The sequence below is a fragment of the Kitasatospora sp. NPDC114501 genome, assembly GCF_055633695.1.
Genome location: NZ_JBVKDS010000003.1, coordinates 405,512 through 419,383, shown reverse-complemented (window position 1 = coordinate 419,383; position 13,872 = coordinate 405,512). Strand labels below are relative to the sequence as shown.

General features: G+C 74.8%; 13 protein-coding genes and 1 tRNA gene. 6 read left to right on the top strand and 8 right to left on the bottom strand.

What is annotated here, in order from left to right; all coding sequences use genetic code 11:
• Window positions 1-78: 78 nt before the first annotated feature.
• On the bottom strand, window positions 79-1,170 hold the full coding sequence (locus tag ACZ7RU_RS08365; protein WP_470340081.1) for an ABC transporter ATP-binding protein: 1,092 nt from the start codon (window positions 1,168-1,170) through the stop codon (window positions 79-81).
• 282 nt (window positions 1,171-1,452) lie between these two features.
• Here ACZ7RU_RS08365 and ACZ7RU_RS08360 point away from each other — a divergent pair.
• A tRNA-Thr gene (locus ACZ7RU_RS08360) sits at window positions 1,453-1,526 on the top strand.
• Between the two features lie 75 nt (window positions 1,527-1,601).
• Here the strand turns inward: ACZ7RU_RS08360 and ACZ7RU_RS08355 are convergent.
• The 6 genes from ACZ7RU_RS08355 to ACZ7RU_RS08330 all read right to left on the bottom strand — a co-directional run bounded on the left by ACZ7RU_RS08355 (window position 1,602) and on the right by ACZ7RU_RS08330 (window position 7,001).
• Window positions 1,602-2,807 (bottom strand): sensor histidine kinase, encoded by a 1,206-nt coding sequence (locus ACZ7RU_RS08355; protein WP_470340080.1) that lies wholly within the window; start codon window positions 2,805-2,807, stop codon window positions 1,602-1,604.
• A complete protein-coding gene (locus ACZ7RU_RS08350; protein ID WP_470340228.1) occupies window positions 2,804-3,487 on the bottom strand; it encodes a response regulator in 684 nt (227 codons plus the stop codon). The genes ACZ7RU_RS08355 and ACZ7RU_RS08350 overlap by 4 nt, the downstream gene beginning before the upstream one ends.
• A gap of 152 nt (window positions 3,488-3,639) precedes the next feature.
• Window positions 3,640-4,509, bottom strand: a complete 870-nt coding sequence (locus ACZ7RU_RS08345; protein WP_470340079.1) for a hypothetical protein — start codon at window positions 4,507-4,509, stop codon at window positions 3,640-3,642.
• A gap of 145 nt (window positions 4,510-4,654) precedes the next feature.
• Window positions 4,655-5,383 carry a class F sortase gene (locus ACZ7RU_RS08340; protein WP_470340078.1) on the bottom strand — a complete coding sequence of 243 codons (729 nt, stop codon included), beginning with the start codon at window positions 5,381-5,383 and terminating at the stop codon, window positions 4,655-4,657.
• An 82-nt stretch (window positions 5,384-5,465) separates the two neighbouring features.
• On the bottom strand, window positions 5,466-5,924 hold the full coding sequence (locus ACZ7RU_RS08335; protein ID WP_470340077.1) for a sortase-dependent protein: 459 nt from the start codon (window positions 5,922-5,924) through the stop codon (window positions 5,466-5,468).
• A 285-nt stretch (window positions 5,925-6,209) separates the two neighbouring features.
• Window positions 6,210-7,001, bottom strand: a complete 792-nt coding sequence (locus tag ACZ7RU_RS08330; RefSeq protein WP_470340076.1) for a hypothetical protein — start codon at window positions 6,999-7,001, stop codon at window positions 6,210-6,212.
• A 226-nt stretch (window positions 7,002-7,227) separates the two neighbouring features.
• Here ACZ7RU_RS08330 and ACZ7RU_RS08325 point away from each other — a divergent pair, with 226 nt between their 5' ends.
• From ACZ7RU_RS08325 to ACZ7RU_RS08305, 5 genes are all read left to right on the top strand, one after another.
• Complete coding sequence (locus ACZ7RU_RS08325; protein WP_470340075.1) at window positions 7,228-8,526, top strand: MFS transporter; 1,299 nt, start codon at window positions 7,228-7,230, stop codon at window positions 8,524-8,526.
• A gap of 168 nt (window positions 8,527-8,694) precedes the next feature.
• Window positions 8,695-8,928, top strand: coding sequence for a hypothetical protein (locus tag ACZ7RU_RS08320; protein WP_470340074.1), 234 nt, complete (start codon window positions 8,695-8,697; stop codon window positions 8,926-8,928).
• Window positions 8,929-9,041: 113 nt separating this feature from the next.
• Entirely contained in the window at window positions 9,042-9,590 is a 549-nt protein-coding gene (locus ACZ7RU_RS08315; RefSeq protein ID WP_470340073.1) for a methylated-DNA--[protein]-cysteine S-methyltransferase, read from the top strand.
• Between the two features lie 376 nt (window positions 9,591-9,966).
• Entirely contained in the window at window positions 9,967-11,385 is a 1,419-nt protein-coding gene (locus ACZ7RU_RS08310; RefSeq protein ID WP_470340072.1) for a family 2B encapsulin nanocompartment shell protein, read from the top strand.
• Window positions 11,386-11,581: 196 nt separating this feature from the next.
• On the top strand, window positions 11,582-12,631 hold the full coding sequence (locus ACZ7RU_RS08305; protein ID WP_470340071.1) for a family 2 encapsulin nanocompartment cargo protein polyprenyl transferase: 1,050 nt from the start codon (window positions 11,582-11,584) through the stop codon (window positions 12,629-12,631).
• 169 nt (window positions 12,632-12,800) lie between these two features.
• Here the strand turns inward: ACZ7RU_RS08305 and ACZ7RU_RS08300 are convergent, their stop codons facing one another.
• Window positions 12,801-13,841 carry an NAD-dependent epimerase/dehydratase family protein gene (locus tag ACZ7RU_RS08300; protein WP_470340070.1) on the bottom strand — a complete coding sequence of 347 codons (1,041 nt, stop codon included), beginning with the start codon at window positions 13,839-13,841 and terminating at the stop codon, window positions 12,801-12,803.
• Window positions 13,842-13,872 lie beyond the last annotated feature (31 nt).

Below are 13,872 nucleotides of genomic sequence, written 5' to 3'. Positions count from 1 at the left end.
GGTTGACGCGGGGGTGTACGGACGGAGCCCGCCGGACCACGGGGGTCCGGCGGGCTCCGGCGTCGCTCGGAGGCGGCGTCAGTTGCTCAGGCGCAGGCCGGAGCTGGTGGAGAAGACGTGGGTCTCGTTGGCGATCGGTACGACGTGGACGGTCTCGCCGCGGGCCGGGATCTGGCGGCCGGGGACGCGGACGACCAGGTCGTGGTCCTTGCCGCCGATCTGGGTGGTGCCGTAGACGAAGCCGTCCGAGCCGAGCTCCTCGACCACGTTGACGGTCACCGCGACGCCCTCGATGCCGCCCGACGGGACGATCTCGAAGTGCTCGGGGCGGACGCCGACGGTCACCGTCTTGTCGGTGCCGGCGCCGGCCAGGTCCTCGCGGGAGATGTTGACGACCGAGCCGCCGAACTTCACGCCGCCGTCCACCAGCGGCACCTCGACCAGGTTCATGGCCGGCGAGCCGATGAAGCCGGCCACGAAGAGGTTGGCGGGCTTGTCGTACATGGTGCGCGGGGTGTCGACCTGCTGGAGCAGACCGTCCTTGAGCACCGCGACCCGGTCGCCCATGGTGAGCGCCTCGGTCTGGTCGTGGGTGACGTACACCGTGGTGATGCCCAGGCGGCGCTGGAGGCCGGCGATCTGGGTGCGGGTCGAGACGCGGAGCTTGGCGTCCAGGTTCGACAGCGGCTCGTCCATCAGGAAGACCTGCGGCTGGCGGACGATCGCGCGGCCCATCGCGACGCGCTGGCGCTGACCGCCGGAGAGCGCCTTCGGCTTGCGGTCCAGCAGCGCGGTCAGGTCGAGGATCTTCGCGGCCTCCTCGACCTTGGTGCGGATCTCCGCCTTGTTCACGCCGGCGATCTTGAGCGCGAAGCCCATGTTGTCGGCGACGGTCATGTGCGGGTAGAGCGCGTAGTTCTGGAACACCATGGCGATGTCCCGGTCCTTCGGCGGCAGGTGGGTGACGTCGCGGTCGCCGATCCGGATCGCCCCGGTGTTGACGTCCTCCAGACCGGCCAGCATGCGCAGGCTGGTCGACTTGCCGCAGCCCGAGGGGCCGACCAGCACGAGGAACTCGCCGTCCGCGATCTCCAGGTCCAGCGCGTCCACCGAGGGCTTGTCCGCCCCGGGGTAGACGCGGGTCGCCTTGTCGTACGTGACAGAAGCCATGGTCGTTGCTCTCCTTCACCGGCAGGAACGTGCCGGACGATCCGAGTAAAGGGGGTCCGATGTAGTCCGCCGGCCCACCAGTGGTCTGAACCACTGCACTAACCGGCTCCCGGCGACGCTACCTGCGCTCCCGTCGCTTGTCAGCCCCCACCCCACCCGATTTCGGCATCGGTTCCATCACGCCCACCCATCCCACCAACCCCCGGATATCCCCCCACCCCGTCACCCGGGCCCGGTAGACTGCCCCCGGTGCCGCCGTGATCCGTCGCGGACGGCCACCGTGCCTCCTTAGCTCAGCTGGCCAGAGCACCGCTCTTGTAAAGCGGGGGTCGTCGGTTCGAACCCGACAGGGGGCTCCGCGCAGCAGTGGGGAAGGGCCGGTCCGACGGGTGTCGGGCCGGCCCTTCGGCGTTGCCGGGGTCAGACCTGGGTCAGTCCGGGGGGAGGGTGAGGGTGGCGAGGGCGCCGCCGTCGGGGTGGTTGGTGAAGGTCAGGGTGGCGCCGATGACGCGGGCGTGGCCGGTGGCGATGGTGAGGCCGAGGCCGTGGCCGCGGCCGCGTTCGGGGGCGCTGGTGCGGAAGCGCTGGGGGCCGTGCCGCAGGAGGTCCTCGGGGTAGCCGGGGCCGTGGTCGCGGACGGTGATCCGCGGGCCGTCGACGTGCAGGTGGACCGGGCCGGCGCCGTGGCGGTGGGCGTTGAGGAGGAGGTTGCCGAGGATGCGGTCCAGCCGGCGCAGGTCGGTGCGGACCTGCCGGTCGGCGGTGACGTCGACGGTGACGTCCAGGCCGGTGAGGGTGACGGTGCGGCGGGCCGCGCGTTCCAGCGGGACGGCGGAGAGGTCGGGGGACTCGGCGTCCGCGTCCAGGCGGGAGACCTCCAGCAGGTCCTCGACCAGGCCGCGCAGCGCCTGCACCCGGTTCTGCACGAGCTGGGTGGGGCGGCCGGGCGGCAGCAGTTCGGCGGCGGTGACCAGTCCGGTGAGCGGGGTGCGCAGCTCGTGGGCGACGTCCGCGGTGAAGCGCTGCTCGTCCTCCAGCCGCCGGTGCAGGGTGCGGGACATCAGGTCGACGGCGGCGGCGAGGTCGGCCACCTCGTCCTTGCCGTCGACGAGTTCACCGATCCGGGTGTCCGTCCCGCCGGCCGCGATGCCCCGGGCGGCGGTGGCCGCGGTGCGCAGCCGGCGGCTGATCCGGTCGGCGACGAGCACGCCGGCCAGCACGGTGGTGAAGACCGCGGCGACGACGGTCAGCAGGATGATCCGGTCCAGGTCGGCGATGGCCCGCCGGTCCTGGGCGAAGTCCACCCGGACGGACAGCACTCCGTTCTGTACCGGTCCGGCCGCCCACATCGACTCCCCGGCGCCGTCGGCGGCGAGCAGCGAGCCGTGCCGGCCGCTCTCGGCGAGGGCGCGCAGCCGCTCGGGCAGGGCCGGGTCGTCCACGGCGGCGCCCCGGCCGGACGGGGCGCCGCCGCGGCGGTAGTCGTCCAGCGCGGAGTCGAGGACGGCGAGTGCGGTGGAACGGGCCTGGTCGACGTGCTGACGGATCATCGCCTGGTGGACCAGCAGGCCGACGGCCACCGCGACCAGGACGGCGATGGCGGCGACGGCGGTGGCGATCTGGCGGCGCAGGGTCATGCCGGGCGCCGCAGCTTGTAGCCGAACCCGCGGACGGTCTCGATCCGGCCGGAGCCGATCTTGGCGCGCAGCCGTTGCACGTGGACGTCCACGACCCGGGTGTCGGCGCCCCACTCGTAGTCCCAGACGCGTTCGAGCAGGGTGGAGCGCTCCAGCACGATCCCGGGCGCGGCGGTGAACTCCAGCAGCAACCGCAGTTCGGTGGGGGTGAGCGGGACGAGGCGGCCGTCCACCCGGACCTCCATGCTGTCGGTGTCCACCTGGAGGCCGTCGAAGCTGCGCACGGTGGGGGAGGGGACGGGGGCGGGGGCCTCCGGCGGCGGGGTCCCGGGGGCGGCCGGGGGCGGGGGCGGGGCGTCGGCCGCCGGGACGACCCGGACGCGGCGCAGCACGGTACGGATCCGGGCGACCAGGACGGCGCTCTCGAAGGGCTTGACCACGTAGTCGTCGGCGCCGGCCTCCAGCCCGGAGACCACGTCCACCGGGTCGGTGCGGGCGGACATCATCAGGATCGGCAGCTGGCTCTCCTCGCGGATCCGGCGGCAGAGGCCGACCCCGTCGAGCAGCGGCAGCATGACGTCGAGCAGGAGCAGGTCGGGCCGGACGGCGTGGAAGGCCTCCAGCCCCTCCAGGCCGTCGGCCGCCGTGGTGACCGGGAAGCCGTAGCGTTCCAGGGCCATCCGGGTGGCCTCGCGGATCACCTCGTCGTCCTCGACCAGGAGGATGTGCGGGTGGGCGGGGGTGCCGGCGGCGGTGGTGCCGGCGGCCGGGGTGCCGGCGGCGGTGGTGCCGGTGGCGTTGCTGCCTGCGGGGGTGCTGCCTGCGGGGGTGGTCATCGCTTCGCTTCCGGGAACACGGCGGGGGCGGAGGGCACGGTGGACGGCCGGGTGGCGCGCGGGGACGGTACGGCGGCCCCGGGGGCCGCCGGCCTCGGCGCGAGGGGGGTGGGGCGCACCGGTCCCGGACTGGCCTCGGGCGTGGCGGCGGCCGTCCGGCCGGTGTCCGGGCCGGTGGCCGGACCCATGGGCGGACCGGTGGGTGGGAGCACGCCGACGCCCTCGTCCCTGCGTTCCTTCAGGGCGAGCCTGGCCCCGTCCCACTGGTAGTGGCTGCTGGTCTGGACGTAGGCGCTGGTCGGCTCGTACAGCCAGAGGTCGGGGCCGATGGTCGCGGCGCTGAAGGCCGGCTGGACCGGTACCTGGAGGACGGGCAGCAGGCGGTCCTCGACGAGGGTGTAGACGTGCAGCACGACCCGCCCGGGGGTGACGACGACGGTGATCAGCTCGGGCTGCCCGTCGCCGGTGACGTCACGGAACTCGGGGGCGCGGACCTCGCAGCCGGCGCAGGTGCCGAGCGCCTGCCGCTCCTCCGGGCCCACCTTCGGGTCCTTGGCGAGGACGGTGCGGACGTCGACCGCGGTGATGTCGTGCCCGGGGACGGTCACGTCCGGTACGGGCTGCGGCGGCTCCTGGGTGGCACCGGCCGCGGGCGTGGCCGGCGGCGGGGAGGTGGGCAGCTGCGGCCAGAGCGGCAGGGGCACCGGCGGCGGCGTGACGGCCTCGGCCGGGCCCTGGTCGCGAAGCTCGCCGGGGGTGGCCCGGCCGAAGGCCAGGGCGGCGAGGGCGAGGACGACGACCAGGCCGGCCAGGGCGGCCACCGGGACGGCGCCGGGTCGGCGGCGGGGTGGTGGGGTTGCTGCCACGGTCGGTGTCGTCCTCCTGATCTGCGGCGACGCTTCGGCCGTCGCTCCCGTCACCGCCCCGGTGGTAGGTCGCGCGAACGGCGGCCGGCGGTTCCGTGGCGGGGCCCCGTGTCCTCGTGGGGGGCGGCGGGGTTCCGTGTGCTCGTCAGGCCGGGTCCGCCAGCACGATGATGTTGTCCGTCCAGTGGCCGTCCGAGCCGATCCGTCCGCCGCAGGTGATCAGCCGCAGTGCGGGCGCGGGCGTGTCGCCGTACACCTGCTCGGTCGGGAAGTGGTCCTTGGCGGCCTGGAGCAGGGTGCGGACCTTGAAGTCCACGGTGCCGCCGTCCGCGCGCCGGATCCGGATCAGCTCGCCGGGCCGGAGCTTCGGCAGCTGTTTGAAGACCGCCGGGCCGTGCGCGGTGTCGTAGTGCCCGATGAGCACGGCGGGACCGGTCTCGCCGGGGGTGGGGCCGTTGCGGTACCAGCCGACCTCGTCGCCCCGGTCGGCCGACGGCACCTCGACCGTGCCGTCGGGGTTCAGGCCGAGTCCGGCCACCGGAGCGTCCACCCCGACGGAGGGGACCAGCAGCCGGGTCGGCGGCGAGGGCGGGTACGGCTTGGGAGCGACGGGTGCGGTGGGCGCGGTGCCGGTCGTGGCCGAGGCGCCCTGGGCTGTCGCCGGGGTGTCGGTCCCGGCGCCGTGCCCGGAGGTCTCGACCCGCACCACTGGGGTCTCCCGGCCGGACAGGGCGAGCGAGGTGCCGAGCACCAGGCAGAGCAGGCCCGCGGTGCCGAAGGCGGTACGGCGCAGCGGGCCCGGGCCGGGCCGGGCGGCGCGCCGGCGGCCCCGGCGGCGGTCCTTGGCGCGTCGGCGGGTGTCGGTCCCCGCCACCGGGGCGACCCCGGCGCCGCTTCCCCGACTGGCCGGGTACGGGGAAGCGGCGCCGGGGTGCCCGGCGGACTCGGGACCGGTGTCAGCCGCGCGCACCGGAGCGGCGGCGCAGGACGGCGAAGCCCAGGCCCGCGGCGCCGATGGCCGCGACGGTGCCGCCACCGGCGAGCATCAGGCCGGAGCCGTCGGAGGCGGCGGAGCCGTCACCGGCCTGCGCGGCGCCCTTGGGCACCTCGCGGACCTGCGGCCGGGCGTCGCCGGGGGCGACCGGGGCCGGCGAGACGGCGCCCTTCGGGACGGTTACGGCCGGCGAGGCCTCGGGCTTCGGGGCTTCGGCCCGCGGGGCGCTCGGTGCGGCCGGTGCGGGCGTGGCGGTCTTCGTCGCCGCGTCGACGCTCGGGCTGGCGACGCTGGGGGCGGCGGGCTTCGGCGCGCTGTCGGCCCAGGCCTGCCCGCCGGTGACGGTGGCCAGCAGCGCGGCGCCGGTCAGGGCGCAGGCCGCCAGGACGCGGCGGGCGGGCGAGCGGTGGGTACGGCTCATGCGGGGTGTCTCCCTCTGCATCGGTCGGTGCGTGGTGGACGCCGCTCCGCGGTGCGGTTCGCGGGGTCCGCCGTGCTGGTGTCGCGGGACGTCCGTCGTCGGCGCCGGACGCGTACGTCCTCGTCGTGGACGCCCTCCCGGCCGGTTCGAACGGGTCGGTCGGTGGCGTCGTGGACGACGGTAGGACCGCCGTGTCGCGGTCCTCGGCCGGTCGTGTCACGGCGGCCCATCGGCTGCGTAACGGCGGCGCGGAGTCCGTCGCGCCTCACGGCCCGACGGGCGCGGCTACCGGCCTGCCCGCAGTCGGCGGAGGGTCCAGTCCGGGCCGAGGGGACGGGCGTGGGCGGTGAAGAGTTCGGCGGCGCGGCGGTAGGAGAGGCGGGCGTGGCCGGTGTGGGGGCAGCGGTCGCGGGCGGGGGTGCCGGCGGGGGCGCGGCGGTCGGTGAGGAAGAGCGGGCCGGTGGCGCGGCCGGCCATGAGGAGGGGGAGCAGCCGGGCGGTGCCGGACTGCCAGTGGACGGCGGGGTACCCGTGACGGGTGCGGCGGCGGGGCAGGTCGAGGTGGTCGGTGTCCAGGGCGAGGACGGTTTCGATCGGGGCGCCGGACTCGTGCAGCAGGTGCCAGAGCGTCTGTTCGCGCAGTGGCGCGCGGAGGGCGAACAGAGTGCGCAACTGTTCGGCGCTCAGGGCGGTTTCGGCCGGTTCGGGCAGCCGGTGGGGGCGGAGGTCCGCGGTCGGGTCGTCGTCGAGCCAGCCCCGGGCCCGCCACCAGGCGACGGCCGCGCGCAGGGTGGAGAGTTCCCGGTTGAGGGTGCGCGGGTCGGTGTCGGTTCCGCGCCGGGCGGCCGCGGCGCGGAGCCGCGCGGCGGCGTCGGGGTGGTCGAGCAGGGCGAGCGGCAGGACGGGCGGCCGGGCGCGCCGCCGTTCGCGGCCGGTGGGGGCGGGCCGGTCGGCGAGTGCCCACGCCCAGGTGTCCAGCGCGATCCGGTAGATCCGGCGGGAGCCGGCGGAGAGCCCGGAGGCGGCCAGGTAGCGCTCGACGGCGACGGCGTACTCGACCGGTGGGAGCTCTGCCACGGTCCGACCTCTTTCCGCAGTAAATGGCATTCCGGCGACATTCTCGAAGACGCTCGATGCTATCCGTGGTTCGCGGTAAACGGCTAGCAATCGGCAGGTGAGAGGCCTTTCGGCGGGGTATTTACTGCGGTCATTGCCCACGTCGGCGAAATTGATGCCAAAAGACTCAGGTTTTCTCCCGGAAACCCTTGAACCGCGCTCCCGTCGAACCCCAGACTGGCTGCCCATGGCAGTGGACACAGACCGGATCCCGGCCCGCCGAAGGCGCCCGGGAGACCGTCTCGCCGTGCTGGGCGAGCGCGACTTCACCCGCTTCTTCATCGGGTACACGACCTCCCTCGTCGGCTCCTCGATGGCGCCGGTCGCGGTGGCCTTCGCGGTGCTCGACACCGGGGGAGACGGCACTGCGGGAGGCGTCACCGCGGGCAGCGGCACCGACCTGGGGTGGGTGATGGCGGCCCGGATCCTCCCGGTGGTGCTGGTGCTGCTGGCCGGCGGGGTGATCGCGGACCGGCTCGGCAGCCGCCGGGTGATGCTGGGCTCGGACCTGGTGCGCGGCCTGGTCCAGGCGCTGTTCGCCGGGCTGCTGGCGGCCGGGCACGTGCCGGTCTGGGCGATGGTCGCGCTGGTGGCGGTCTGGGGGGTCGGTGAGGGGCTGTTCATGCCGGCCTTCGGCGCGATCGTGCCCGACCTGGTGCGCCGCGGGGAACTGATGGCGGACGCCAACACCCTGCTGGGACTGGCCCGTTCGGTGTCCACCGTGGTCGGCCCCGCCACCGCCGGCCTGGTCACCGCCGCCTGGGGCCCGGCGGCGGTGCTGCTGGCCGACGCGGCGACGTACGGCGTCAGCGCGGTCGCGCTGGCCGGGCTGCGGCTGCCGGTGCGGGCGGCGGCGGCCGGCGGGGAGTCGATGATCCGGGACGTCCGGGCCGGCTGGTCGGAGTTCGCCGCCCGTCCGTGGCTGTGGATCACCACCGTGCAGACCGGCCTGTTCAACCTGCTGGTGTGGGCCCCCTTCCTGGTGCTCGGCCCGCTGCTCGCGCAGCGGGACCTCGGCGGCGCCCGGGCCTGGGGCCTGGTGATGGGCGGGTACGGCGCCGGCGCGGTGCTGGGCGGCCTGCTGATGCTCGGCCGGGCGCCCGCCCGTCCGCTCGCGGTGGCGTCCGTGGCGGCGCTGGCCTGGGCGGTGCCCTCCGGGGTGCTCGCGGCCGGGGCCGGGCTGCCCTGGGTGGCCGCCGGCGCCCTGGTGGCCGGGGTCGGCTCGGCGGTCTGCGGGACGCTCTACAGCACCACCACGCAGAAGTGGGTGCCGGTGGAACTGCTCGGCCGGTTGACGGCCTTCGGCGTGCTGGGCTCCTTCGCCCTCGGCCCGCTCGGGCTGGCGGCGGCCGGTCCGCTGGCGGGCCGGTTCGGCGCGGACACCGTGTTGCTGCTCGGGGCTGTCTGGCAACTGGCAGCCGGGGCCGTAGTGTTGGCCGTACCGGCGGTACGGAACCGCCGCTGGGAGGAGGGCCCGGACAGCTGACCAACCCCTCGGACGGCTCCGGGGCGCACCCCCGGCCCACCGCGCACCGCGCCCGGCCGGCCCCGGAGCGCAACCGGCTGCCCCTCCCGCGCACGTACGCCTCCGCGGCGGGCGGGGCGGCCGACCCGGTCGTACGGTGGAGGGCGGGGGTGACGGAGGAGGTCGATCATGCCCGGCTCGCTCACCATCAGCCATCACGAGTCCGCGGTCACCCTGGACCACGCGGACGCGGAGCGGCTCGCCACCGTCCTGGCGGAACTGGCGTACCTGCTGGAGATCCCGGGGCCCAACCGGATCAGCGACGAACAGCTCGCCGTGCTGTGCGAGGGCCGCGCCCCGGCCCGCGCCGAGCTGGTGCACTGGTGCGCGTCGAACGCCCGCGCGCTGAAGGGGCAGCTCTGACCGGATCCGTCCGTGCCGCCGGCCACCCGCCGTACGATGGCGCGCGGGGCGGGGACGCCCCCCGGGTGCCGGGGTGGCCGGCGGCCGGTCCGGCGGAGGGTGGGGGCCCGAGCGTGCCGCAGTCCTGGTCGATGTCGTGGCTGACCGTGCCGACACCGTTGCCCAGCGGGCCGATGCACATCGCGGTGACCCCGCTCGGCGTGGCCTCGGCCGGGTACACCGGGCCGCGCGACGGCGGCGTGCCAGCGTGCACCGACGCGTCGAAGGTCGCCGCCGTCACCGAGCGGATCGGCGCCTACCTGGCGGGCCGCACCCGAGAGTTGGGCCTGCCGGTCGACTGGAGCCTGACCTCCGGCCCGCACCGCGCGGTGCTGCAGACCCTCTGGCGCGAGGTGCCGTACGGCCGGACCATCACCTACGGCGAACTGGCCGCCCGCAGCGGGGTGTTCGAGGACGTCGCGGAGCCCGGCCTGGCCGCCCGCACGGTCGGGCAGATGATGGCGGCCAACCCCGTCCCCCTGCTGGTGCCCTGCCACCGGGTGGTGGCGGCGGACGGGATCGGCGGCTTCGGCGGCGGCCGGGTCGGGATCGAGGTGAAGCGCTGGCTGCTCACCCTGGAGGGCGTGCTGGAGCCGACCCTGGACTGGAACGGCCCGCTGTAGCGCCGACGTGCCCGCCGACGGCGGCGGCCGCACCGCGCTCGTTCGGCGGCGCCACGCGCGGAGCGTGTCGGAGGGTGGCGCGGGCCGAGGTGCGGATGGGGGAGGATGGGGCCCGGCCCGCGGCCCAGCCGGCGCGCGGATGAGGCCCGGATGAAGCATGGCTGCGCCCGGCGGAGACCCGGCTGAAGCGCGGGACCCCGATACGTTCGAATAAATAGTCGAACGAATATCGATCGGGTGATCTATTCGTACTATTTGTTTGGCCATTCTGAACCACTCGAACGAGTGATTGCGGGTCGCCCTCGAATGGGCCCACCATGAAGCTGCAACACGCATGTGCAAGGCGACACTTCATCGGGATACGCGAAGGGCCCCCATGTCGACCGAAACCAATGCCGGTATTCCCGCGCCCGGTGCGCGATCGGAGCTCCGGCAGCAGCAGAGTCTGAGCACGGCGGGCGCGCGGAACCTCGCGACGACCACCAAGTCCGCCCCGCAGATGCAGGGCATCAGCCCGCGCTGGCTGCTCAGGAAGCTGCCCTGGGTGCAGGTGTCCGGCGGCACCTACCGGGTGAACCGCCGCCTGCGCCACTCGGTCGGCCGCGGCCGGGTGAGCTTCGTCAAGACCGGCGCCGAGGTGCGGATCGTCCCGCCCACGCTGGTCGAGGTGCCGGTGCTGCGCGGTTTCCAGGACGAGGCCCTGCTGGAGGAGCTGGCCTCGCGCTTCGTGCAGCGGGACTTCAACGCGGGTGACGTCCTGGTCCAGGCCGGGGCGCCGATCACCGAGGTCTTCCTGATCGCGCACGGCAAGCTCGACCGGCTGGGCACCGGCAAGTACGGCGAGGAGACGGTGGTCGGCTCGCTCGCCGACGGCGACCACCTCGGCGACGAGGCGATCCGGCAGGACGGCGGCGACTGGCCGTACACCGTCCGCGCCGCGACCTCCGGCACCGTGCTGACGCTGTCCTGGCCCTCCTTCCAGGAACTGCACGACCGCTCCGAGGCGCTCCAGCTCCAGGTCATCGAGTACCTGAACGGCTTCCAGCAGGCGCAGAACAAGCACGGCGAGGCCGCGATCGACCTCTCCGCCGGCCACGAGGGCGAGTACGAGCTGCCCGGCGCCTTCGTGGACTACGAGCTCAAGCCGCGCGAGTACGAGCTGAGCGTCGCGCAGACCGTCCTCAAGGTGCACACCCGGGTCGCCGACCTCTACAACCAGCCGATGAACCAGACCGAGCACCAGCTCCGGCTGACCATCGAGGCCCTGCGCGAGCGCCAGGAGCACGAGCTCGTCAACAACCCCGAGTTCGGCCTGCTCAGCAACGCCGCGTACGACCAGCGGTTCCAGACCCACTCCGGGCCGCCCACCCCGGACGACATGGACGAGCTGCTCAGCCGGCGTCGCGGCACCAGGATGTTCCTGGCCCACCCCCGGGCCATCGCCGCCTTCGGCCGGGAGCTCAACAAGCGCGGCCTCTACCCGGGGACGGTCGAGGTCGAGGGCAAGCAGATCATGTCCTGGCGCGGGGTCCCGGTCTTCCCGTGCAACAAGATCCCGATCGTCGGTAGCACCAGCTCGATCATCGCGATGCGAATCGGCGAGGACAACCAGGGCGTCATCGGTCTGCACCAGACCGGAATTCCGGACGAGTACCAGCCGAGCCTTTCGGTGCGGTTCATGGGAATCGACGACAAGGCCATCATTTCCTACCTGGTGAGCGCCTACTACTCCGCCGCGATCCTGGTGCCGGACGCGGTCGGCGTCCTGGAGAACGTGGACATCGCGCAGTACTGACGGTCCGCGGGGCCGGTCGCCGAGCCGCGCCGTCCTGCCGGGGGCCGTTGGGCGGCCCCGGCGGACGGCGCGCCCCGGTGCGTACGGGCCGGCCCGAGGCGGCCGGTGCGTACGACCGTGCCCGGTCCCGCGGCGCAACTCCGGCCCGCCATCGGCGGGCCGTCCCACGACAGGCGCCCGACAGGGGGAGACACCCATGACGAGTCCCACGCTGGAGCGGGACCACAAAGAGGGGCACGAGGCGGCGGACATCCTCGCCCGGACCCGCGCCCTGGTCGATCCGGTCCTGCGGGCCGCCGTCGACTCGCTGCCCGGCACCATGCGCAAGGTGGCCGGCTACCACTTCGGCTGGTGGGAGGCGGACGGCACTCCTGTCGAGGCCTCGGCCGGCAAGGCGATCCGGCCGGCCATGGTCCTCGCCGCCACCCAGGCACTGGGCGGCAGGCCCGGCGAGGCCGTTGCCGCGGCCGCCGCGGTGGAGCTGGTGCACAACTTCACCCTGCTCCACGACGACGTCATCGACCGGGACGACACCAGGCGCCACCGGCCCACCGCCTGGCGGGTGTTCGGCACCACCGAGGCCGTCCTGGCCGGGGACGCCATGCACTCCCTCGCGCTGCGTCTGCTCGCCGAGGACGGCCACCCGGCCGCCCTCGGCTCGATCCGCCGGCTCGCTGACTGCGTGGTCGAGCTCTGCGAGGGCCAGCAGATCGACTGCGCCTTCGAGCGGCGCAACGACGTCTCGCTGTCCGAGTGCCTGGCGATGGCGGAGGCCAAGACCGGCGCCCTGCTCGGCGCGGCCTGCGCGATGGGCGCCCTGTACGGGGGCGCCTCCGAGGAGGCCGCGCAGGCGTTGGACGGCTTCGGGCGGGAGATCGGCCTGGCCTTCCAGCTGATCGACGACCTGATCGGCATCTGGGGGGACCCGGCGGTCACCGGCAAGCCGGTCGGCGCGGACCTGGTCGCCCGGAAGAAGTCGCTGCCGGTGGTCGCGGCGCTGGGGTCCGGCACCGTCGAGGGAAAGACGCTGGCCGAGCTGTACGCGCTCGAACGACCGCTGAGCACCGAGGAGTTGGCGCAGTGCGCGGCGGCCGTCGAGGCGGCCGGCGGGCGCGGCTGGGCGCAGGGCGAGTCCTGCGAGCGGATGGCCACGGCGATGGCGCAGCTGGCCGCCGCCGTCCCGGAGCCGGCCGCGGCCGACGAACTGCTGGCGCTCGCCGAGCTGGTCACCCGCCGCACGCACTGAGCGGGGCCGTCCGCGTCCTGCGCGTTCTGCGCGTTCTGCGCGGGCCGGTCGCTCGCGTCCGAAGCGGCCGACCGTGCACTGAGCGGGGCCACACGTCCGACGCGCTCGACGGAGTGGGAAGTCGGCCCGGCCGACTTCCCACTCCGGCTGTCCGGGGGCGGCCGAGCGGTCAGCCGAAGGCGGCCAACAGCCGCCGCTCCTTGGCGGGTTCGATGCCGTGCCGGATCGCCGCCCCCGGCCGCCCCTTGCGCCCCTCGGCGTCGGTGTCCTCGACCGGCCCGCGCGTCCGCAGCCACTCCCAGGTGTCCCGAGCCGTCTCGGCGAACGGTCGGCAGCGCAGCCCGGCCGCCTCCGCCCGGCCGGTGTCGGCCAGCCAGACGCCCGCCAGCTCGGGCAGGTCCGGTGCCCAGAGGGGGAGTTCGGTCCACGCGCCGACCTGGTCCGGCCCCTCGGCGAGCAGCGGCCCGTCCGGGACCCAGACCAGCTCGGTGTCCGCGGCGCCCGCGACCTTCCGGCAGGTCTCCAGCCATTCGCCGAAGCGGAGCCGGCCGGGCGGCGCCGTGGTGACGAACCGCCCCGCCGTCCCGGCCGTCAGCAGGTCCAGTCCGAAGGCGGCGAAGTCCCGGACGTCGATCACCTGCATGGTCCGCTGAGGATCCCCTGGGGCGAGCACCCGTCCGCCGCGGGCCATCCGCTCCAGCCACCAGGGCAGCCGGCCGCCGAACTCGTACGGCCCGACGAGCAGCCCGCTGTTCAGCACCAGCGTGCGCCCGGTGCCGAACCCCTCCAGGACGGCGCGTTCGCAGCCGGCCTTCAGGGCGTTGCCGGGTGGCTGGTCGGGCGGGGTGTCGGCGGGGCAGGGGTGCGGCGCGGAGTCCTCGTCGATCACCCGGGCGGGCCAGTCGGCGAAGGCGTGCACGGAGGAGACGAAGGTGTAGTGGCCGGCCCGCTCGCGCAGCAGCCGGGCGCTGAGAGCCGCCTGGGCCGGCTGCTGGGCGGAGGTGTCGACGACGGCGTCCCAGCTGCGGCCCTCGACCAGCCGGGCGAGGTCCTCGGCGCTGTCGCGGTCGCCCCGGACGGCCTCGACGCCGGGCAGATCCGCGGCGCTGCGGCCGCGGTTGAAGGTGGTCACCCGGTGGCCCCGGGCAAGGGCTTCGGCGGCGTAGGCCCGCCCGAGGAAGGACGAGCCGCCAAGCAGAAGGATCTTCATACCGACGACCCTCTCCCGGCCGCCCCGCCCG

Excerpts from the sequence above, each read along its gene's own strand:
- ACZ7RU_RS08350 (WP_470340228.1), bottom strand. The coding sequence starts at position 3,487 with ATGGCCCTGGAACGCTACGGCTTCCCGGTCACCACGGCGGCCGACGGC.
- ACZ7RU_RS08365 (WP_470340081.1), bottom strand. The coding sequence starts at position 1,170 with ATGGCTTCTGTCACGTACGACAAGGCGACCCGCGTCTACCCCGGGGCG.
- ACZ7RU_RS08300 (WP_470340070.1), bottom strand. The coding sequence starts at position 13,841 with ATGAAGATCCTTCTGCTTGGCGGCTCGTCCTTCCTCGGGCGGGCCTAC.
- ACZ7RU_RS08355 (WP_470340080.1), bottom strand. The coding sequence starts at position 2,807 with ATGACCCTGCGCCGCCAGATCGCCACCGCCGTCGCCGCCATCGCCGTC.
- ACZ7RU_RS08320 (WP_470340074.1), top strand. The coding sequence starts at position 8,695 with ATGCCCGGCTCGCTCACCATCAGCCATCACGAGTCCGCGGTCACCCTG.
- ACZ7RU_RS08335 (WP_470340077.1), bottom strand. The coding sequence starts at position 5,924 with ATGAGCCGTACCCACCGCTCGCCCGCCCGCCGCGTCCTGGCGGCCTGC.
- ACZ7RU_RS08305 (WP_470340071.1), top strand. The coding sequence starts at position 11,582 with ATGACGAGTCCCACGCTGGAGCGGGACCACAAAGAGGGGCACGAGGCG.
- ACZ7RU_RS08325 (WP_470340075.1), top strand. The coding sequence starts at position 7,228 with ATGGCAGTGGACACAGACCGGATCCCGGCCCGCCGAAGGCGCCCGGGA.
- ACZ7RU_RS08310 (WP_470340072.1), top strand. The coding sequence starts at position 9,967 with ATGTCGACCGAAACCAATGCCGGTATTCCCGCGCCCGGTGCGCGATCG.